The sequence below is a fragment of the Lysinibacillus sp. OL1 genome (assembly GCF_004332175.1).
Taxonomy (GTDB): Bacteria; Bacillota; Bacilli; order Bacillales_A; family Planococcaceae; genus Lysinibacillus; species Lysinibacillus capsici.
In genome coordinates, this window is the sequence record NZ_SJDS01000011.1 from 1 (window position 1) to 22,421 (window position 22,421).

Annotated in this window: 21 protein-coding genes; all 21 read right to left on the bottom strand. The window is 38.8% G+C overall.

Features of this window, described 5'->3' with window-relative positions; genetic code table 11:
• Positions 1-158: 158 nt before the first annotated feature.
• The gene (locus tag EW028_RS18025; RefSeq protein ID WP_131521828.1) at positions 159-461 is read right to left on the bottom strand and encodes a rhodanese-like domain-containing protein; all 303 of its coding nucleotides are present in this window, start codon (positions 459-461) and stop codon (positions 159-161) included.
• A gap of 95 nt (positions 462-556) precedes the next feature.
• Positions 557-787 (bottom strand): RNA chaperone Hfq, encoded by a 231-nt coding sequence (gene hfq, locus EW028_RS18030; RefSeq protein ID WP_004225825.1) that lies wholly within the window; start codon positions 785-787, stop codon positions 557-559.
• A gap of 97 nt (positions 788-884) precedes the next feature.
• Positions 885-1,787, bottom strand: a complete 903-nt coding sequence (gene miaA / locus EW028_RS18035; protein WP_131521829.1) for a tRNA (adenosine(37)-N6)-dimethylallyltransferase MiaA — start codon at positions 1,785-1,787, stop codon at positions 885-887.
• Positions 1,774-2,691: an alpha/beta fold hydrolase gene (locus EW028_RS18040; protein WP_131521830.1), complete on the bottom strand. Its 918-nt coding sequence runs from the start codon at positions 2,689-2,691 to the stop codon at positions 1,774-1,776. Before EW028_RS18040 ends, miaA begins: the two co-directional genes overlap by 14 nt.
• A 3-nt stretch (positions 2,692-2,694) precedes the next feature.
• Positions 2,695-4,341, bottom strand: coding sequence for a glycerol-3-phosphate dehydrogenase/oxidase (locus tag EW028_RS18045; RefSeq protein WP_131521831.1), 1,647 nt, complete (start codon positions 4,339-4,341; stop codon positions 2,695-2,697).
• A gap of 18 nt (positions 4,342-4,359) precedes the next feature.
• Positions 4,360-5,853 (bottom strand): glycerol kinase GlpK, encoded by a 1,494-nt coding sequence (glpK, locus tag EW028_RS18050; protein ID WP_054550562.1) that lies wholly within the window; start codon positions 5,851-5,853, stop codon positions 4,360-4,362.
• Between the two features lie 18 nt (positions 5,854-5,871).
• Positions 5,872-7,734, bottom strand: coding sequence for a DNA mismatch repair endonuclease MutL (gene mutL / locus EW028_RS18055; protein ID WP_131521832.1), 1,863 nt, complete (start codon positions 7,732-7,734; stop codon positions 5,872-5,874).
• 15 nt (positions 7,735-7,749) lie between these two features.
• Positions 7,750-10,320, bottom strand: a complete 2,571-nt coding sequence (mutS, locus tag EW028_RS18060; RefSeq protein ID WP_131521833.1) for a DNA mismatch repair protein MutS — start codon at positions 10,318-10,320, stop codon at positions 7,750-7,752.
• A gap of 128 nt (positions 10,321-10,448) precedes the next feature.
• On the bottom strand, positions 10,449-11,102 hold the full coding sequence (cotE, locus tag EW028_RS18065; RefSeq protein WP_175400709.1) for an outer spore coat protein CotE: 654 nt from the start codon (positions 11,100-11,102) through the stop codon (positions 10,449-10,451).
• A 134-nt stretch (positions 11,103-11,236) separates the two neighbouring features.
• On the bottom strand, positions 11,237-11,674 hold the full coding sequence (locus EW028_RS18070; protein ID WP_048391473.1) for a YlbF/YmcA family competence regulator: 438 nt from the start codon (positions 11,672-11,674) through the stop codon (positions 11,237-11,239).
• A complete protein-coding gene (miaB, locus tag EW028_RS18075) occupies positions 11,675-13,219 on the bottom strand; it encodes a tRNA (N6-isopentenyl adenosine(37)-C2)-methylthiotransferase MiaB (RefSeq protein ID WP_048391476.1) in 1,545 nt (514 codons plus the stop codon). It abuts the gene before it with no gap.
• A gap of 204 nt (positions 13,220-13,423) precedes the next feature.
• Positions 13,424-14,692: a carboxylate--amine ligase gene (locus EW028_RS18080; RefSeq protein ID WP_131521834.1), complete on the bottom strand. Its 1,269-nt coding sequence runs from the start codon at positions 14,690-14,692 to the stop codon at positions 13,424-13,426.
• A gap of 115 nt (positions 14,693-14,807) precedes the next feature.
• Positions 14,808-15,818: a histidinol phosphate phosphatase domain-containing protein gene (locus tag EW028_RS18085; protein ID WP_131521835.1), complete on the bottom strand. Its 1,011-nt coding sequence runs from the start codon at positions 15,816-15,818 to the stop codon at positions 14,808-14,810.
• Entirely contained in the window at positions 15,815-16,600 is a 786-nt protein-coding gene (locus EW028_RS18090) for a DeoR/GlpR family DNA-binding transcription regulator (protein ID WP_131521836.1), read from the bottom strand. The genes EW028_RS18085 and EW028_RS18090 overlap by 4 nt, the downstream gene beginning before the upstream one ends.
• Positions 16,597-17,598, bottom strand: coding sequence for an ABC transporter ATP-binding protein (locus EW028_RS18095; RefSeq protein WP_131521837.1), 1,002 nt, complete (start codon positions 17,596-17,598; stop codon positions 16,597-16,599). Before EW028_RS18095 ends, EW028_RS18090 begins: the two co-directional genes overlap by 4 nt.
• Positions 17,595-18,380 (bottom strand): ABC transporter permease, encoded by a 786-nt coding sequence (locus EW028_RS18100; RefSeq protein ID WP_131521838.1) that lies wholly within the window; start codon positions 18,378-18,380, stop codon positions 17,595-17,597. Before EW028_RS18100 ends, EW028_RS18095 begins: the two co-directional genes overlap by 4 nt.
• Positions 18,377-19,222, bottom strand: coding sequence for an ABC transporter permease (locus EW028_RS18105; protein WP_193767400.1), 846 nt, complete (start codon positions 19,220-19,222; stop codon positions 18,377-18,379). The genes EW028_RS18100 and EW028_RS18105 overlap by 4 nt, the downstream gene beginning before the upstream one ends.
• A gap of 72 nt (positions 19,223-19,294) precedes the next feature.
• Complete coding sequence (locus EW028_RS18110; RefSeq protein WP_131521840.1) at positions 19,295-20,131, bottom strand: alkaline phosphatase family protein; 837 nt, start codon at positions 20,129-20,131, stop codon at positions 19,295-19,297.
• Positions 20,121-21,209, bottom strand: coding sequence for an ABC transporter substrate-binding protein (locus EW028_RS18115; RefSeq protein WP_131521841.1), 1,089 nt, complete (start codon positions 21,207-21,209; stop codon positions 20,121-20,123). Before EW028_RS18115 ends, EW028_RS18110 begins: the two co-directional genes overlap by 11 nt.
• A 234-nt stretch (positions 21,210-21,443) precedes the next feature.
• Complete coding sequence (locus EW028_RS18120; RefSeq protein WP_227744978.1) at positions 21,444-21,821, bottom strand: ELKS/Rab6-interacting/CAST family protein; 378 nt, start codon at positions 21,819-21,821, stop codon at positions 21,444-21,446.
• Positions 21,822-21,893: 72 nt separating this feature from the next.
• A complete protein-coding gene (locus tag EW028_RS18125; RefSeq protein WP_131521842.1) occupies positions 21,894-22,412 on the bottom strand; it encodes a hypothetical protein in 519 nt (172 codons plus the stop codon).
• Positions 22,413-22,421: the final 9 nt, after the last annotated feature.

A 22,421-nucleotide genomic window follows, 5' to 3' on the forward strand; every position in this document is an offset into this window, starting at 1 on the left:
CCGTTAGAATTCAGGACTCAAGCCGCTTAATACATTTTTTATTATTTCAACTGTCTACTTGACGGGGTGCAGTTCATATAATATGTCTGGTCTATTAATTTTAATTGGGGTGAAAGTTGTCATTCCAAGATAAGAAACTCTTTCTTTTTACTCACATTTTATTTAAATTCTAATTCTCCATCATAAGCCAGCATGCCGCCTTCAAGGTTTGTTACATCAAATCCTTGTGCTTCTAAGTAAGCACACGCATTGGCAGAACGAGCTCCAGCCTTACATACAATAATATATGGCTTTTGTACATCTAATTCCTCTAAACGTTCAGGGATAGTTCCGAGTGCAATATGTTGAGCACCTGGGATCATGCCATGTGCTACTTCATCCTCTTCACGTACATCGATAATATATAGGTCCTCATTTGCATCTAACAGATCTAATAATTGTGTTGTTTCCATTGTTTTCATAAACTTTGTCCTCCAAAATATCAAATTCCACTATCATTATAGCTTGTAGCAAAAAAAACAGCCAGTGTGAGAACACTAACTGTTTAACAAACTTATTATACTTCTGTCTCTAAAAACTCTATTTGTTTTGCTGGTACGAATGTAGAAATGGCATGCTTGTAGATTAGGTGCTGCTTATTTTCAGCATCAAGTAGTAATACTGTAAAATTATCATATGATTTCACAGTCCCTTTTAACTGAAATCCGTTTAACAGAAATACAGTTACAAAAACACTGTTTTTACGTAGTTGGTTCAAGAACGTATCTTGCAAATTGATTGATTTCATCAAATAGCCTCCCTACTAACTTTCTACCTCTTCATACCTATAGTAGCACGTTCTACCAATTTATCAATTAGTAATTTTTAGAAATTTTTCTTTATTCTTATAATCGATCATCCGGCGTAATAAAATGGACATCCATTTTATTACGGAAATAAGTAAGCTGTCTTTTTGCATAGCGACGGGAATTTTGTTTTAAGCAATCAAGGGCTTCCTCTAGGGTACATTTGCCATCTAAATAATCATATAATTCTTTATACCCGATGGCTTGTATAGACTGCACTCCACGGATATTCTGCTGCCATAATCCCTTCACCTCTTGCAGAAGACCATTTTCCACCATTAAATCAACACGACGATTAATACGGTCATATAGCACGTCACGGGACATGTTTTGACCTAGCCCTAAAATAACATGGTCGTAAAGGGGTACTTCCCCTCGATTTTGCGCTTCCGCTGCTTTTGATACACCGCTTAATTCCAGCATTTCTAATGCACGAATCACACGACGTGTATTGTTTGGATGGATTGTCTCCGCTGTTTGAGGGTCTAGTTGTTTTAATTTGTCATGCATTGCCTCTGGGCCAAGCTTTGCTAATTCCTCATAGTAGGCTTTTCGTGCTTCTTTATCTACTTTTTCATCAGTAAATTGGAAATCATAGAGGACAGCTTGTACATATAAGCCAGAGCCTCCTACTATTATAGGTAATTTTTGACGAGATTGAATTTCCGCGATCTTCGCACGTACTAATCTTTGATAATCTGCTACCGAAAAAGATTCTGTAGGCTCTAAAAAGCTTAGTAAATGATGAGGGACACCCTCCATCTCTTCTTCGGTAATTTTAGCTGTCCCAATATCGAGCCCTTTATAAACTTGCATGGAGTCACCATTAATGACTTCACCATTATATTTTTTTGCTAGTTCAATGCTTAATGCCGTTTTACCAGAGGCAGTCGGCCCCACTATTGCTACGACCTCTGCCTGCTGCAATTTAGTTTCTATCATATTTTTCTAACCACCGTAATAAAACTTGAAAGACCGCTTCTTGATTGTCTTCATTTAAAATTTCATGCCGTTTATCCTCGAATAAATAAACTGTTACATCCTCTATACCCACCGCTGCTAACTGTTCAGCAACTTTATAAACACCTAGCCCCTGCTCACCTACTGGATCTTTACTGCCACTAATCAAGAGAATAGGGAGGTCTTTTCTTACTTTTACTATTTCTTTTTTACGATTTAGTGTGGCAAAGCCAGTTGTCAAATCCACGAAAAATTGGTTTGTTGGAATAAAGCCACAATAGGGATCATCGATATACTTTTGCACCTCTTGTTGTACTGAGCATAACCAATCATAGGCAGTCCTCGGATTGGTAAATTGCTTATTAAAGCTACCAAAGCTCAATTGATTTAACAGCTTACTTTCAGTTTCTTTGCCTAGTCCCTTAGCTAAAGCCTTGGCTATTAGGTTTCCTACAGCATGCAAGGCAGTCACATTTCCAGTGCCACAGAGAATAACATTATCTACTTGCTCTCCGTATAATTGAATATAGCGTCTAGTAATGAAAGAACCCATACTATGGCCAAAGAGAATAAATGGTACATTCGCGTATGGTACGTGAAGTTGTGTAATCACTTCATGAGCATCTTTTACAACACGCTCAAAGCCGTTTTCTTCAGCAAAAAAGCCCAATGTCCCATTATAGGCTGCCGTTTCACCATGCCCACGGTGATCGTGCATCGTCACAACATAGCCTGCTGCGTTGAGTGTTTTCGCAAATGGTAAATAGCGACCGCTGTGCTCTGCCATGCCATGCAAAATGTGAATATGTCCAATACATGGCGTTGAAGGCTCCAATGTTCGCGTGAAGACAAATTGTTCATCCGACATTTGAATATAACGCTCCATCCCTTACTCCCCTTCTTTCGCAAAATTTGTTGCATCGTTAATGGCTTGCTCTAATTCAGCAATATATCTATTTTTTTGCTCCTCTGTATAATTTAAGCGTTGTTGCATCACCTGAATCACTTGCTGTTTATAAAGCTTTACTGCTTCAATATCGAAGTATAATAAACCAGTCCGACGGATAAAGAAGTCGCTTGGTGTATAGACCATTTCGGCTTCAATGCCATACAGTAGCATCGCATGTAAAGCAAGAGGCATTGTACTACCATGTTCATGTAAAAATTTCACCCGATCAAATAAGGCATCTACATTCGTACCATACTTTTGTACGAGATGCTTGGCTTCATCATAATTTAAGCCATATTGTACGCCTTCACGTGCTTTATAGGCAATATAGTCATGGAAATTAATAGCGTTGATTCCCTTTGCACCAGAAAGTGCAAGCTCGCGTGTTAAACAGGCACTTGCATGCTTGTAGCGACGAGTCTTTACAATTTTATCTACAATCGTTTCAGCCATTTGGCGATAGCCCGTAAGCTTGCCACCCGCAATCGTCATTAAACCACTTGGCGCTGTCCAAATTTCATCTTTCCTTGAAATTTCTGATGGATCCTTACCTTTTTCATAAATCAGAGGTCGGACGCCTGCCCAAGAGGATTCAATTGTGTTCCTTGTGATAGTAGCAGTTGGAAAGACCTTTTTAGCAGCCTCAATTAGATAATCCACATCTTGCTGTGTTGCCACTGGATGTACAGGGTTACCTTCATAGACAGTATCCGTAGTCCCTACATAGGTTTTGCCATCTCGTGGAATAGCAAAGGCCATACGACCATCAGCCATATCAAAATAAACCGCTTGCTTTAGCGGAAAATCCTTTTGATTGAAGACAATATGTACGCCCTTTGTTAGACGTAATTGCTTGTTATCTGCAACTTTATCTTTTTGTCGTACGTCATCAACCCATGGCCCCGTTGCATTCACAATTTGTGCGGCATGGACATTGAGCATTTTCCCCGTCACATGATCCCTCACTTTAATGCCAACAAGCTTTTTCTTTTCGTAGATAAATTCCGTCATTTCAGCATAATTGAGGCAAAGCGCTCCATATTCTACAGCCTTTTTTAATACTTCAATTGTTAGACGAGCATCATCTGTACGGTATTCTACATAGTAGCCACCACCGACTAAGCCATCTTGATTAAGTAAAGGCTCTAATGCCAGGGTTTCCTGAGCATTTAACATCGTTCTACGTTCATGTTTTTTGACGCCTGCCAAGCGGTCATAGACCTTTAATGCCATAGATGTTGTGAAGGGACCGAGTGATCCCTTTTTATATAAAGGTAATAGCATTTTTTCAGGCGTTGTGACATGTACAGCATTATCATAAACAATTTCACGCTCTCGCCCTACTTCAGCTACAACGCCTACATCAAATTGCTTTAAATAACGTAGACCACCGTGAATCAATTTGGTTGAACGGCTCGACGTACCAGCTGAAAAATCCTGCATATCAATTAATGCGACAGAAAGGCCTCTTGATGCGGCATCTAATGCAATTCCTGCACCTGTTATACCACCACCAATGACTAATACGTCAAAGCTATAGTGCTCTAGATAATATAAAATTTTTGGTCGCTGCTCAAATGAAAACATACCTTTCTCCCCCAATAGCTATGATTTAAAAATTCGTGTTGCCTCTACAGCCTTCTGCCATCCTGTATACAGAGCTGTGGCTTGTTCTTCATCCATGTGAGGTTGATAGGTTTCCCCACTCACCCATAATGCAGATAAAGCCTCTTGGTTTGGCCAGAAGCTTGTCGCCAGCCCCGCTAAATAGGCTGCACCGAGTGCTGTTGACTCATTCAGTTTTGCTAGCTCTACTTGTAGCTGTAAAACATCACTTTGGAACTGCATTAAAAATTGATTTTTGACAGCTCCACCATCTACACGGAGTACTTCAATCGGAGTACCTGCTGCTTCTTCCATTGCATCTAGTACATCTTTCGTTTGATAGGCTAATGATTCTAGTGTTGCTCGAATAAAATGTTCTTTTGATGTTCCACGTGTTAACCCAAAAATGGCGCCACGTGCATCTGTATCCCAGTAAGGTGTACCGAGTCCAACAAAGGCAGGGACAACATAAACCCCATCGGTATGATCTACTTTTCTAGCATAGGATTCAGAATCCTCTGCTGTACGAATCATCCTAAGTCCATCGCGTAGCCATTGAATAGCTGATCCTGCTACAAATACACTACCTTCCAATGCATAGGTCACTGTCCCATCAATTCCCCACGCAATGGTTGTCAATAAACCATTTTCCGATGTCACTGCCTGCTCTCCTGTATTTAATAGCATAAAGCAGCCAGTGCCATACGTGTTTTTAGCCATTCCTTTGGTAAAACAAGTTTGTCCAAAAAGTGCGGCTTGCTGATCACCCGCAATTCCAGCTATCGGAATTTTTTCTCCAAAAAATATACTTGGAGCCGTTTCTGTATATATTTCTGATGAATTTCTCACTTCTGGAAGCATGGACATTGGGATAGCTAAAAGCTCACAAAGTTCCTCATCCCACTTCAATTCATGAATATTGTAGAGCATTGTTCGAGCTGCATTTGAGTAATCGGTCACATGAGCCTTTCCCTTTGATAATCGCCAAACAAGCCATGTATCAATCGTCCCAAATAATAAATCCCCATTGTCTGCCTTTTCACGAGCGCCTTCAACATTATCTAAGATCCATTTAATTTTTGTCGCTGAAAAATAAGCATCTAAGCGAAGCCCTGTCTTTTGCTGAAAATGTTCTTCCTGTCCTTGTTCTTTTAAGGTATTCACAATGTCCTGTGTTTGGCGTGATTGCCAGACAATCGCATTGTAAATCGGCTGACCTGTGTGTTTATCCCACACCACTGTTGTTTCGCGCTGATTGGTAATGCCGATCGCATGAACCTCACTTGCTTCATGGCCACTTTCGGTTAATACCGCCGCAATAACGGACAAGATAGAACCCCATATTTCATTGGCATTATGCTCTACCCAGCCAGCCTTTGGAAAAATTTGTTGAAATTCTTTTTGTGCTACATGAACAATTTGACCTTTTTTATCAAATAAAATGGCTCTTGAACTTGTCGTTCCTTGATCAATCGCTAAAATAAATTCACCCATCCATTTTCCCCCTCTCCCTTACATAACCCGTTTAAACATTTTTTCCACTTCATATGATGTAAAGTGAATAAGCACTGGACGTCCGTGTGGGCATGTAAATGGATTATCTGCATTGCGTAAATCTCGTAGCAATGTTTCCATTTGCTCTTTTGTTAAATAATGATTGGCTTTGATTGACTTTTTACAGCTCATCATAATTGCGGCTGCCTCACGTAGTTTTTTGATATCAGCCTTTTTAGTTGTCAACACCTGTTCAATTAAATCCTCAATGATTTCCTGTTCCTCCCCTTGTGGGAACCAACTCGGATGCTCACGTACAACAAAAGATGACTGTCCAAATTCCTCTAAAAATACGCCTACAGCTTCTAATTCATGCCTGTGTTCTCGTAAGATCAGTGCTTCATCGGCTGCATAATGGAATGTTAGTGGTAACAATAATGCCTGACGTTCATGAGGATTAACTTGACCGACTTTTTCACGGAAGAATTCGTATTTAATACGTTCCTGAGCAGCATGCTGATCAATTAAATAAAAACCATCCTCCATTTGTGCGACAATGTATGTGCCATGGATTTGTCCCACTACTTCGAGTTCAGGAAAGGGTTCCTTCGTAGGCATCTCTTCCAATATTTCCGACTGTGCAGCTATTGTTACTTCATCAATTGTTTCAGCCTCTATTTGTGGTGTAGGCTGCCAACTTTCCTCTAGAACCGTAAAAATTGGCTTAGGCTCATCTATTTGTTCACGATTGTTTTCTTGAATGGTTTGGGCATCATATAATTTTTCTACGATAGCATTCATTTTCTCCACATCAATCTTCGGAGCAGGCTTCCAAATGTTTAATTGCTCAGTAGCTGGTTTAACTATTTTTTCTTTCTTTTCCATTTGTGGGACTCGAATAATGTTGCGTATTGTTTCACGAATGGTTTCCTCTATTAACTTCAAAAGCTCAGCCTCTTTACTTAAACGAATTTGATGTTTTGCAGGATGCACATTCACGTCTGTTAAGTAAGGATCACCCTCTATATATAGAACAACTATTGGGAAGCGCTCGATAGGTAAATACGTATGGTAAGCATCCACAATGGCCTTTTGTACTAAATAATGCTTGACCCAACGACCATTAACAAATAGAGTCATATAATTTTTAGAAGCACGTGTTACCTCTGGTAAGGATACAAAGCCAGAAATTCGATAATCATGTGACTCGCCTTGGAATGACACCATTTTCTTCGCATTATGTATTCCATAAATAGCTGCTAGCACTTGTTGTACATCTCCTCGGCCATTTGTTTGCAGTAGTTGTTGACCATTATGCAATAATCTGAATGCTATTTGTGGGTTACCAAGTGCGAGGCGATTCATCAGGTCTATTGTATGTCCTAGTTCGGTTTGAATGGTTTTCATATATTTTAAACGGGCAGGTGTATTAAAGAATAGCTGGGAGACTGTTAAATCAGTCCCTTTACGTAACGGACCAGGTTTATGAGTGAGGATATGTCCACCTTCAAGTTCTAAATGTGTTCCAGATTCACCATTTGATGTAATCAATGTCATTTTAGAAACAGAGGCAATGGATGCTAAAGCCTCACCACGGAAGCCAAGTGTTCGAATACGAAATAAATCATGTTCCTGATGAATTTTACTAGTAGCATGACGAGAGAATGACATTAGTGCATCCTCTTCATCCATACCGCTACCATTATCTATTACTTGAATAGAAGTGAGACCTGCTTCTAGTAAAAAAACATCAATGGACGTACCCCCAGCATCAATAGCATTTTCCACTAGCTCTTTGACAACAGAAGCTGGCCTCTCTACTACCTCTCCTGCTGCGATTTTATTGGATAGCCATTCGTCCATAATTTGTATGTTTCCCACTAACGTATCACTCCTTTATTTTTTAGCGTTCACTAGCTCTTGCTGTAGCTCATATAAAATATTCATTGCCTGCATCGGTGAAGTACCTAGAATATTTACCTTTTCTAATTTCTTTAGCACCTTTGTCTCGGCTGGGGAAATCGGTTCGTCTTCTGTAAATAAAGACATCTGTATTGGTTGTTCAGCTATCACCTGTGTTTCGGCAACTACTTCTTTCCCTGCCTCAAAGTTCTCAAGTAATACACGTGCTCTAGCTAAAATTTCCTCAGGTAATTGAGCAAGCTGTGCCACATGTATACCATAGGATTTATCAGCCGCTCCTTTTTTCACCTTATGCAGGAAAACGACCGTACCATTTTTTTCAGTGGCTGAAACATGGACATTTTGTAAACGTGGCAAATCCTTTTCAAGTGCTGTCAATTCATGATAATGCGTAGAAAATAACGTATTGGCTCCTATTTTGTCATGAATATATTCCATCATTGATTGTGCCAAGCTCATACCATCATAGGTCGATGTTCCACGTCCAATTTCATCAAATAGCATTAAGCTATTTTTTGTTGCATGCATAATAGCATGTTGCGATTCAAGCATCTCCACCATAAATGTAGATTGTCCTGCCGCTAAATCATCAGCCGCCCCAATCCGAGTAAAAATTTGATCGGTAATTGGTAGCTTTGCTTTTTCAGCAGGTACATAACAGCCCATTTGTGCCATAACAACAATTAATGCTACTTGACGCATATAGGTACTTTTACCAGACATATTCGGCCCTGTAATAAGCATCATATTATTCTGCTCTTCTAGCACACAATCGTTTGGTACATACATTTGCTTATTCAGCATTTTTTCAACGACAGGATGGCGTCCTTCTATAATTTTAAGGGCACGTCCACCATGAAATTCTGGTTTCGTAAATCGATATTTTTCTGAGACGCTTGCAAAGCTTAGTAAGACATCCAATTCACTAATGCTTGCAGCCAGTGCTTGGACACGCGGAATATAAGCTTTTAATACATCACGAATTTCTACAAACAGGTTGTACTCTAATGTTAAGCTTTCTTCTTCAGCATTTAAAATCAATGCTTCTTTTTCTTTTAGTTCCTGTGTAATATAGCGTTCCGCATTCGCCAGTGTTTGTTTTCGCTCATAGCGAGTTAAATCTGCTAAATGAATATTTGATTTTGTAATTTCTATATAGTAACCAAAAATGCGATTATAGCCTATTTTTAAATTTTTAATACCCGTTTTCACACGTTCTTCTTGTTCCAGTTGGGCAATCCAATCCTTACCATTACGAGCGGCATAGCGAAGTTCGTCTAAGCGTTCGTTATACCCGTCACGGATAACATCCCCTTCTTTAATGGTAATAGGGGGATTGTCTGTAATCGCTTTTGCTAATAATGCCTCGACATCTGAGCATGTATCAAGTTCCGCACCTAATTGCTGTAATGTTTCTTTATTTGACCCCATCAACTGCTGTTGAATAGTCGGCACTTGGCGTAAAGAATCACGCAATTGGGCTAAATCTCGTCCACCCACATTGCCAAAAGCAACACGACCAGCCAAACGCTCTAAATCATATACTTGTTTTAAGGATGCTTGAAGCTCTGTTCGTACAAAATATTCTTCCAATAAATCCGTAACAATCGCTAGTCTAGCCTCTATTGCTGAACGTGTGGCAAGCGGTTGGTGTAGCCATTGCTTTAATTTTCGCCCACCCATCGCTGTCACGGTGTCATCTAATAGCCATAAGAGTGTACCTTTTTGATCGCCACCACGAATCGATTGAATCAGCTCTAAATTGCGCTTTGAGCTTGAATCAATGCGTAAATAATTTTTAATTTCATTAAACGTGAATGCCTGAATATGTGATAAAGACCTCATTTGCGTTTGGTCAATATAAGCTAACAATCGAAGACACGCAATTTGTAACGGTTTTGGTACAGCTTCTAGATAACTTGCTGCTTTGTCTATAGGCATTTCATTCACTTCAATTGAAAGTACGATCCCGGCATTGACGGCATGCTCTGCTAATAATAGCTGCAAACTATCCGTTACAATCAGCTCTCGAATTCCGTAAGCCTGCATTTGCATTAATAAGGCTTTTCCATCGCCTTCAATAGAAGATGCTACTGCCTCACCTGTGGATAAATCTAAATAAGCATAGCCAAATGTTGTGTCATCTAATTGCTCTGCCGCTCCAATAAAATGATTAGATTTACCATCAAGAGCCTTCCCTTCCATAATTGTTCCTGGTGTGATAAGCTGAACAACTTCACGTTTGACCACACCTTTTGCTTGCTTTGGATCTTCTGTTTGTTCACAAATAGCCACTTTATAGCCTTTTTGCACAAGTGTTTCAATATAATTTTTAGCCGAATGATGCGGCACACCGCACATTGGTATTCGCTCTTTTGCGCCTGCATCTCGGCTTGTTAATGTAATTTCTAAAATTTGTGAGGCATTGATTGCGTCCTCAAAAAACATTTCATAAAAGTCACCTAATCTAAAAAATAAAAAGGCATCTTTGTAATCTTCCTTTACCTGTAGATACTGTTGCATCATTGGTGTATATGTTGTCATATCACTATTTACCTCGCTCTTGCCTTATAGATATATTTATTATAACAAAAGATACATGCGAAACGCTTTATTCACCTTTTTTAAGATGCTAGCATTTCGCATGTATCAAAAAATGATGTTTTTTAGACTTATCTTGGTCGTTCATCAGGAAACGATGAAGACTCTAACACATACCTGCCTTCTCCTTCAGGACTTGAAGAGGAGCTAGAACTAGAGCTTGATGAGGATGAAGATGAACTTTCATCATTAAGGCTCCAATCTTCTTCATAGTCTAGTGGATGGACACTAATACAAATTGTTGTTTCACCCATTACCTCAACAACTACTTCACGTTCCACTACAATTTCAAACTTTGTACCACATGGAGAGATAATCGCTTCAATACAATTTGGTTCTTGTATCACACGTACACGAACATCATCACCAACGCTAATTTCACCGTCTCGATAGTGAAGCTTCACTTTGTCTTTATAGTGAATCGTTTCAGAAAACACAGCTGTTTTCGAATGATTACTATAGGCATACCAAACATTGACATCAAATTTCCCTGTTACTTCTACAAATTTCCCGACTCTTTTTGCAGAGCAAGTGTGATTGATTACCCAGCACCCTAAAATACTTGTCGGTTTATTTGTTGGTGATAATGTTACACGTTCTTCCGTTCTCTTCTTCCCTTTGGCAACTACTGCTTTCGTCACGATTTGTCGTAAACGTTTCAGCGCAATTCCTCCTTCGACTCTTTTCACTCCATCATATGCAGGTAGCGCCCATTGGGTGAACATATATTTTTAGAGAATGAAATGGATCATTTAAAACTTTTCGATGAGAGGTCTATTATAGCAGCTGAATGCTTCAATAGAAGAAGACGTAAAAAAAGCTCGAATGACAGCATTCGAGCTTTGATTTCTATAATCTGTTAAGAGCAGCTACCTGGTTGACTATTTTCTACGTATGAACCCGTTTCACCACGAAGAACATCGCCACCAGTTGAGCGAATAATTTCATTTGTAACATTATTTGCGATCGTATTTGAAACAAGTTGCAATAAATCATTCACATCGCCTTGTGATTCTTTAAATTGTTGCACAACTGGGATGGCATTAATTTCTTCCTCGATTTTAGCAATTTTATCTTCAATCATTTTTAATGCTTTTTCTTTCCCTAGGTGTTGGAAATTAACCGCTTGTTTTTGTAAGCTTTTTAAGCTTGCAATACGTTCACGTACTTGTTGATTTTCGTTAATTTGCGCTTCTGCCTTTTTGAAAAATTCAACCTCTGGCGTATTTGCAATCATATGTGCAATTTCATGTGATTTTTTAATTAAATCTTCTTTTGTATATAAGACTTGTGTCATTTATGCTTCCACCTTTTCATTTTTTACGACTTCCACAAATTCACCAGTAAGTGAATAGGATGTAGTCTCTGTTATTTTTACTTTCACTAATTGACCAATTACTTCTGCTGGTGCTTTGAAGTTAACTAAACGATTTTTCCTCGTATAGCCCGCTAACACATCGTCGCGTCGTTTACTTGTGCCTTCAACTAATACTTCGACAACCTGACCATTTAAACGCTCTAACGCTTTGCGAGAGTATTCACCCACCACTTCATTTAAACGTTGAAGACGCTCTTTTTTCACCTCTTCAGGTACATTGTCAATCATTTTTGCAGCTGGTGTACCTTCACGCGGCGAATAAATATACGTAAAGGCTGCGTCAAAGCCAACTTCACGGTATAAGGACAATGTTTCCTCAAACTGTTCCTCTGTTTCATTCGGATAGCCAACGATAATATCTGTTGTTAAGGTTACTTCAGGTATTGCCGCTTTAATTCTATCCACTAAACCAAGGAAATGCTCGCGTGTGTATTTACGCGCCATAATTTTTAGCACGTCATTCGAGCCAGATTGTACTGGTAAATGGATATGCTCCACTAAGTTGCCACGCTTTGCAAGAACTTCGATTAAATGATCATCAAAGTCACGTGGATGACTCGTTGTAAATCGAATCCGCGGAATATCGATCTTTCTTAATTCATCCATTAAATCGCCAAGACGATAATCAATATCCTCAAAATCTTTACCGTAAGCGTTGACATTTTGCCCCAATAACATAATCTCTTTGTAGCCCGCTGCCGCTAGCTCACGAACTTCAGCAATGATTTCCTCTGGTCGGCGACTGCGCTCTTTACCACGTGTATATGGAACGATACAATACGTACAGAATTTATCGCAACCATACATAATATTAACCCAAGCCTTAATGGAGCCAAGACGTTTCTTCGGCAGATTTTCAATGACATCGCCTTCTTTAGACCAAACCTCTATGACCATTTCTTTTGACATGTAGGCTTCTTTTAAAATGTTTGGCAGACGGTGAATATTGTGTGTACCAAACACCATATCAACATGTGGGTAGCTTCTTAAAATTTTATTAACCACAGATTCCTCTTGCGACATACAGCCACAAACCCCTATTAGCATCTCAGGGTTTTTTCGTTTATATTTCAGCAGGAAACCAAGTTCTCCAAATACTTTGTTTTCTGCATTTTCACGAATAGCACATGTATTTAGCAAGACAACGTCAGCCTCTTCAATCACCTCTGTTGGTGTGTAGCCTAGCTGCATAAAAATCCCGGCCATTACTTCTGTGTCATGCTCATTCATTTGGCAGCCATAAGTACGAATATAGAAGGTGCGATCTTTGCCCATTCCTGCGAACTCTTCTGCAATGCTAAAATCCTTATGATACTTCACATCTTCTTTCCCACGTTTTTTAGCATCTTTTAAGGATGGAGCTGTAAAGACCCTCTCAAAATATTTACTATAATCCTTTTCAGGCTTGTCTTCTTTTTTTGGTTGATTGACTTGTTGATTAGCTAAGCGTTGTTCCTCATTCATCGCAATCAGGTAACTCCTTTCAAACGAAATCCATGCACTTGAATTCCCATTTTATTATTATACTGAATAGTTGATACTTCCTACAAGGTTTGCGCCTCAAATGTCGAGGTTTCGACTTAATTATATGAAGATAGGCGTAATTATCCATCAGCTCTGGCGTTCTATCCTGAAAGTTTTAATGTCCTATCCATGCGTTCACATTTGCTAACTATTGCTCTTATTAAAATACTTGCTGTATTTTATCTGTAAATATGAATGATACAATTTCAGCTTTATCCAACGCTTGATATTCATATCTTCTTTATATAGTAATGCATCCGTGTATTGCCCTTCTTTCATTAATTGCTTTGCTTCTATTTTTAATTTTTCATTCTTCATGTATTTAAATAGTGTTTTTGAAGGAAGTAGTGACCATACATGCTTCGTCTGGACATATGTTCGTTCATGATTAACCTGGTATAAATAATCATCCACCACATATTGCATTAAATTATACCCGCTTGCGGTCACATAGTAGCTTGAAGCCCCTGCTCGCAAATTCATTTCAAAGAGCTTGTATTTCCCGTCCCTTGCATCATATTTCATATCAAAATTAGCAAAGCCCGTATAGCCGATGTCCTCTAAAAAATGCCGAATGGATTCCATTAGCTGTTCATCATAATCGGTCATAACAGCTAAAGAAATACCTTTGTTTTGTGGAGATGGATCTTCGAGTAGCTTGTTGCTAACACACATTAATTTTACTTTTCGATCTCTTCCTACATATACATCTAGAACACGGATATAGGAATCGTCGCCTGGAATAAATTCTTGAACGATTAAGGTGTCTTGATAGCTAGAACGATAAATACAGCGAAAGATGTGCTGCATCTCATGTGCATCATGCACTAGATATATTTTTTTCTTTTCAGGAAAGGAACAGTTCGTATAGGCCACGGTATTGGAGGGTTTAATAATAATGGGATACTGGATTGGAATTTCTCTATTTGAATGATGTTCCTTTGTTATAATGATGGTTTTGGGGTATTTTAACTGATATTTATCACAAAGCCTGTAGAACTTCTCCTTTGTTTGCACCCTATTTAGTAAAGCCTGATCAATGTAAGGTAAAATAAAGTACTTTTCAAGCTGCTCTTTATTTTCAATGATAAGCTCTGCATAGTAGCAGTCACAAACTAATAAAATCAATTTCTTTTGTTGGCACTGCATGGCCAATCCCACTAGCGCTTGTACAAAACGGGTAGGATCATCTAAATGTTCAACGTATTGAAAATCCAGAATACCGCTATTCTGCGTGGCAATTCCCTGTGAGCCTTTCAAAAGGAGTGAGCGCATCGTCCTCCCTTTTTTTGCTGGCTCAATGACAAGACTTTTCATGCGGTAGGCTGCATAAAATGAGCGGGCTACCCCGTATGCATGCTGACCCGATTGTATAATAATAGGTAAAAAGGGTTGTTCTTTAATAGATGTCAATCTGAATCGCCTCACATTATAAAAATGAATTTAATCATTTGTATGCGAGTAAAATTGTACTTATGTAATACGAATAAAAGGCACTACATTGAAGCTTTAGTGCCCTTTACTCAACCTATAACGTCATCATTTTTTTCACTCGCTGTTCAAAGGAGGCAATAGCTTGAACGCCATAACCCTTTAGCAGCTCTGTATTGGCAAATGTATATTTACCTAAATCATCTGGGAAATGTGCATCAGAGGATACAGTAAAAGCAACTCCATGCTCAAGTAAGATTTGTAAAAAACGAGGACCCGGGCACATTTCCTGTACAGGGTAACGATAATACAGCCCGGCATTGATTTCAGTGGCGGTTTCAGTAGACGTTAGTGCCTTTGCAATACGTTTATACCAAACTTCAAGAAACGTACGATCCTCCACCTGATAATTAAATACTTTAAAATTATCTAAATGAGCAACAAAATCAAACATATTGGATTGAATCATTTTCTCTACTGCTTTAAAAAAACGCTCATAATTTTGTTGTAAAGAGGGTTGATCCATTTGCTCAAAAAGATATTGTGTTTGTGGATTATCAAAGCCCCACCCATCAACAAAATGAACAGAACCAATTACATAATCCCAAGGATAGCCTGCTAGTAAAGCCGTTAATTCCTCCTCTCCACCAATAAAATAATCTGCCTCTATACCAAGTCTCAGTGTAATGCCATGTTGACGCCACTTTTCCTTCGCCTGCTGAATGGTCGTCACAAAAGTATCCATATTTTCTGTCATCACACGATCCAGCCAATAGCGCTGAATTTGCCCAATTTCACTATCATCCAGCCTCATAAAGCGCTCAAAATAGGCACGCGTTTGTTGAAATCGATATAAGTGATCGACAATCCCCACCTCACGTAAGCCAAGCTGCTTTGCCTGTTCGAGATATAAATCCAACCATTCCTCACTATAACAGCCATTTTTCACACGCCTTGCTAGCCGCTGTAAATGACAAGTTATTTGTTGTTTGGAGCCTTTTTCCGTTTCATCATCCGAATGAAAAAACTCCAGTGCCTGCGATGTACGCTCTAGCCAGCGAAATGAATAAGGTCCCTCTTCTAAATGTACGTGATAATCAATTGTCATCCACTCTTCCCTCCATTACATATCGTCCATTTTTCCTCATACGCCTGCCATTCTAATGGACAAGTGCTTTCGCAAAGAATTTCTGTACATTCATCAAGATGACAGATTTGAAAAAATGATTTGCCATTAATTTTAGATGCATCGGCTAATAAATAACTCACTTTGCTATGTTTGAGCATTTTCTTTGAAATAAGAGATTCATCCAAATCGTAATCATAAACAATGCCCTCACTCATGCCACCACACGATAAAAAAGCCTTATCAAAATTCATATTATCTAGCATTTCTAACGTCATAGCACCTGCAACAGAAGATTGTTTTGGATTCGCCGTGCCTCCTAGTAATATGACCTTGCCTGTCATGCGTCGTTCTTCTATGGCTAAATTAAATTGAATAGCTGCTGCAATTGAATTCGTTACAACCGTTATATCTTCCACAGCTAGTAAAAAATCGGCTATATGTACTGTTGTAGTACCTGTATCTACTGCAATAGTATCGCCGTCGCAAATGCGTTTTGCAGCAATACGAGCAATTTGTCTCTTTGCGTCCTTGTGCATTTGTAGCTTGCGTAAAAATACCGGTTCATTACGTACATTCGTATATTTAATAGCCCCGCCATGAACTCTTGTTAATAAATGCTGTTGTTCTAATTCATCAAAGTCTCGGCGAATTGTTTCTGGTGCTACCTGAAGGGCATCGGCAATATTGGCAACAATAATTTTTCCTTCAGAATCTAATTGTTTTAAAATAAATTCAAATCTTTCCAGTTTAGCGTAAGTCATGATAGTGCAATCACATCTTCTTGTGCGACATAACACTTATAGGATTTTCCCATTTCAATCGAATTCCCTTGTTGATGCAGTTGTTCCATTGTAAACGCCATTTCTCCTTCAAACGTAGTACGAATAATATTGCCGCTCATTAATGATTGTTTGGCAACCCCAAAGAGACATAAGTCCCCATCTCGTTGATCGAGATGTAACGCCTCAGGTCGTATAGCAAATTTCGTGGCTTGCTCTATTAAAGATGCTCCAAGCATTTTTTCTAAAGTTTGGCGTGGAAAAACATTATAATGACCGATAAAATTAGCAATAAATTCATTATTTGGTTTCGTATAGATTTCCGTTGGCGTACCATTTTGGGCAATGCTGCCATTATTCATGACAAATATTCTATCCGAAACAGCCATTGCCTCCTCCTGATCATGTGTAACTAGAATCATTGTCATATTTAATTTTCGCTGAATTGCTCGTAAATCTGCTTGAAGTTTTTTGCGAATTTGAGCATCGAGCGCACTAAGCGGCTCATCTAATAGCAGTACTTTAGGTCGGACAATTAATGCACGAGCTAGAGCAACACGCTGCTGTTGACCTCCCGATAATTCTTTCGGATACGCATTAGCTTTCTCACTTAGATGAACAAGCGCTAGCATTTCATGAACACGCTGCTCTATATCTGCCTTATTAACTTTTTGCATACGCAAACCAAAAGCAACATTTTCGAGCACAGTCATATTAGGAAAAAGTGCATAGGATTGAAAGACCATACCCACTTGACGATCCTTCGGTTGTACGCCACTCATATTTTTTCCTTCAATCAAAATCTTACCTGCCGATGCATCTGTTAAGCCTGCAACAATACGCAAAATCGTACTCTTTCCACAGCCACTAGGACCTAATAGTGTGATAAATTCTCCTTTTTGAATTTCCATATGAATATTGGTTAAAACAGATACTTGTCCATATTTTTTATGAAGCCCTTCAATAACAAGATAACTCATAGATTTGTAGCACCTTTCGATCGTTTCGTTACGATAGCAATGATGAATGTTAAAAGACCCATTAGCACGAGATAGATGAAAACAACAGCACTAGCAATATGTCCACTTGTGCTAAGCTTTTTCATTAAATAAATTTGAACGGTTTCAAAGCGAGAACCTACAACAAGATTAATTAAGACAAACTCACCAAATAAGACAGAGAAGGATAACAATGCCCCCGCAAATAAGCCTGGATAAACGGTAGGCAGTAAAATTTTTGTGAATGCCTGCCTTTTGGTTGCGCCTAGTAATTGAGCGGCATCAAGTAGCTGCCTCGCATCTATATTTCTTAAACTATTTCGTGTACCTTGATAGATATAAGGAAGAATTCCCACAACATAGGCACCTAAAACAACAAATATCATCGGTATACCTATTTGGCTATAAACGCGTATAAGCCCTACAGCTAAAATGATTCCTGGAAAAGAATACACCATCACCACTGCCATCTGTATCCATTTTTCATATCTTGGAAAGTATAGGATGATGACGAAAATGGCTGGCACAATGACAAGGAGTGCAATGCTAACTGCCCCCCCTGCTAAAAATACTGAACGACCAAATGCCTGAATAAAATCGGTATCCTGAAACAATGTGGAAAGCCATTTTAGTGTGAGTCCTTCTGGCAATATCGTTTTATTCCATTTTGTTGCAAACGCATAGAGCATTGTTGCTAACACAGGTAATAGTAAATATCCCACGAGCAGAAGGAAAAAGAAATCAGCCAAACCACGCTTTTTCATTTTACTTTCCTCCTTGTTTTAGAGATGCTCCACTCACTGATCAGCATGGCCGTCACCATTGTCACTGCTAATATAACTGCAATGGCACTGGCTAGCTCTGGCTGAGCAAAAATATCACCTTTTATTAAGGAGCCGATACGAATCGCCACTAAATTATAATTACTACTTGTTAATGCATAAGCAGAGGCATACGCGCCCATTGCATTGGCGAACAATACACTAAAGGTTCCCACAATTCCTGGGAGCATAACAGGGAGACCAATTTTCATCCAAAACTGCCAGCTAGATGCACCAAGAAGGGCTGCCGCCTCCTTCCACTGTTGCTGAATTCCATCATAAATGGGATATAGCAGCATTAGTGATAATGGCAGCTGAAAGTAAATGTAAATAAGTAACAAACCGCTCCAACTGTATAATGAAAAGGATGTCAACGCCTCAATATCCCATTTGTCAAATAACAATGTAAATAAACCACTATTGCCAAGTAAAACGATAAAAGCAAATGCTAGCGGAATACCTGAAAAATTGGAGGTTAAGTTCGTAAGTATTAAAATCTTCTCCCGTACTGGCTCTGAAAACTTCATCATGGCATAAACTGCAAACAAGGTGATAAGTAACGCAATCATAGCTGAGATAACAGATAAAGTAATACTATTTTTAAAACCTTGAAGAATGTAGTCGTTCGTCAAAATTGATTCATACTGCTTCAGAGTAAAGCCCTCACTATTTTGAAAGCTGGTAATGAGCATATATAGGAGCGGTACTAAGAAAAACAATAATAGTAATACAAGAAAAGGTGAAAGCCAAGCAATGGATTGCCGCTTCGATATCAACACACTCACTTCTTTCTATAAATGACTTGCGGCTCATGGGGATAATAGCCGCTCCTTATAATGAGAGCGACTACTATATAATTAAACCTCTTTTGCTGTAAACACACCGTCTAATAGGAGTGGCACCATATCTTCAGCAGGCTTAATATTTAATAAATGACAGCACAGTGGTGCAACTTGTAATTGGGAAATAACGCCTTCTTTTATACCAGCCTTTACTGCATCTGAAATGACAAATAGCGGGACATGACGATCCTCATGTGTTGTACCGCCATGATTACCATCTCTTGTCATGCCATGATCAGCCGTAACGATAACCTCATAGCCCAGCGCCATACACTTTGGAATAAACAAGGATAGTAAAGCATCCATCGCTAAAACTCGATTGCGATATTGAGCAGAATCTGCCGTAAATTTGTGACCATCATCATCAACATTCATTGGATGAATATACAGAAAATCAGGCTGCTTTTGAGCCATTAACCATGCTGCATCGGTAAATACATGACTATCTGGATAATGATCCTCAAAATAGAACATACCATTGTCAATTGGTAAATGTGTATCGAGTTGTAGCCTGTCCTCCATATGATTAAATGGCGCTCTATTATAAAGCTCACTCACCCAATAATAGGCGGAGGCTGCTGTAGTTAAACCATGCTCCTTTGCGATATGAAAGACACTTTGCCCTTTCGATAAACGCACTGTCATATTGCTGGTAACGCCATGTACAATAGGGGGTGTACCTGTTAAAATCGTCTCATACAATGGTCTTGATAAAGAAGGCACCTCTGAGCAAACCTTATAGCGAGCAGCTACCTGACGCTCGACTAAATGGTGCAAGAACCCCATATGTGTGCAGGCTGTGTCAAAGCGCAAGGCATCGATAACAATAAGAACCACTTTGTTATTTTGCATGGATTAATACCTGCTCTTGATAGAGTTGAGGGATTTGCTTTGTTGTATCTTCCCATTTCTTTTGGTCTTTAACAGGTTGTGCATTCGTATACATATCAGCAGGTAATAGTAAATCTTTTACATCCTGTGGTAATTTCACTCCGTCCCGAATTGGACGCGCATAGCCTTTTGCTAAATTTTCTTGACCTGCATCAGATAAAATATATTCACGTGCTAGCATGGCAGCATGTGGGTTTTTGGCATATTTATTAATTACCGTTGCATAACCAGAAGTGACAGATCCCTCCTTAGGTATCACTACATCAAAGCGGTCCTCATCAATTTGATGACGATAACCTAATGCATTAAAGTCCCATAAGATCGCAACATCTATTTCACCTTTTTCTAGGTTTGCTACTGATGGATCTCCCTGTAGACGTCCTTGCTTCGCTAATTCTGCAAAGAAATCTATACCTGGCTGGATGTTGGACTCATCTCCACCAAATGCCATAGCCGCTGCTAAGATGGCAAACTGTGCTTGGTTAGCTGTTAATGCATCCCCAATACTTACTGTGTAATCTCCATTTTTTAGGTCTTCCCATGATGTTGGAGCATTCTTCACATTATTTTTATCTGTCAAAAAAGAAATGGTTCCTGTATAGCCAACAATCCAGTGTCCCTCATCATCTTTAGCCCAATCAGGTATTTCATCCCAATAAGACGTTTTGTATGATAATGTTAAGCCCTTGTCCTTAGCGATTGGTCCAAAAGCAATCCCGACATCTCCAATATCTGCCGTAGCATCATCCTTCTCTGCTTCAAACTTCGCTAACTCCTCTGCACTCGACATGTCCGTATCCTTGTGTTTGATGCTATATTCGGTCCCGAGTTCCTCCCAGGTTTCTACCCAGTTCGCCCATGTATCTGGCATACCGACAGAATGAACAGTGCCCTCTTCCTTTGCTTTTTCTGTAATGTCCTCAAGCGATAAATCCTTGTTTACCTCATTTGCACTAGATGAACTGTCAGAACAAGCTGCCAACATGGAAATAGCTAATGCACCAATTAGACCTTTTTTCCACAGTTTTTGAATTGCCATGTGTTGGACCCTCCATTTGTTTTGCTTTATTTTTATTTGCTTACAAACGTTATGTTATAAAACAAACATTAAGCAAGTATGGAGGTGTTAAGAATATTTAGTAAAAATTATTGAGGAATTATAAATATCTATGAATTTAATGAATAAATGAAGTAGGCTTGTAAAGCTAGCGGGGGAAGATAAGAAAAATCTAAGTATGTGTACGTTTGCTTTACAGACGTACACATACTTAGATTATTTGGAGAGACCTAAAAAATCAGCATATGTATGCGGCTCATTTTCCTTGAGAATTGTTAAAAATGTAAATGCCAATTGCACAACTGACCACCATCTCATATTGTAGGACATTTCAAAACGAGAGGGCTCTAATGAAAAGACATCTTGAAAAATATCTAACGGTTCTATTTGCTCATCCTTTAAAATGGATAGAAAGCCAAGAAATAACGTATGATCTTTAACCTCAATCAATTTGTCCTCTACAAGAGCATCAATATTTTCAGGGTGTTGAAAATTACATTGTGTAGCTACATAACGTTCTAAATCCTGAGCACGCTTTCGGTCTTCACGTTCCTTTTTTTTTGCAATAAAATCAATGACGTTATTCACGTACATCGCCTCTTTTTTTCTTTTATTGTAGCATTTTTTATAGAAACATTGCCTGAAATAGCCCTTTATCCATTCCGTTTAAATGGTTTGTTTTTTATTAAATTCCTCTAAAAAAGTAGTCAATTTGTGAAATTCCACAGAGAAGACATCTTGCATTCCAAAATATCCTTCTTTTTCATCTATAATAGTGGCAAACTTTTTATAAAGACGGTGAATATAGCCATGATGGCGATAAGCATAAAATTGGACTTCCTTCACTTCTGGGTGTTCTTCTAAAATATGTTTTAGCATTTGTAGAAAACCCTTAACAAAGGATCGAGTATTTTGATATTCTTTCTTTAAAAGTGCGCAATCAATAAAAACGATATGTTTATTTTTAAATTGATCTTCTCTTACACCCAATGTATAGCTTGCTGCAGCAAATACTTCCTCGTGTATATTTTGAAAGAGAAGCAGATTTGTTTCCTCTATCATGACATATAAACTACCAAGTGTATCTAAAATCGGATACATATCATCAAATATATTTCTATTTTGCAAAAAGAAAACAGCGAATTTTTCATAATCCTTATCAGTCTTACACTGCACTATTTCCATTCATCTTCC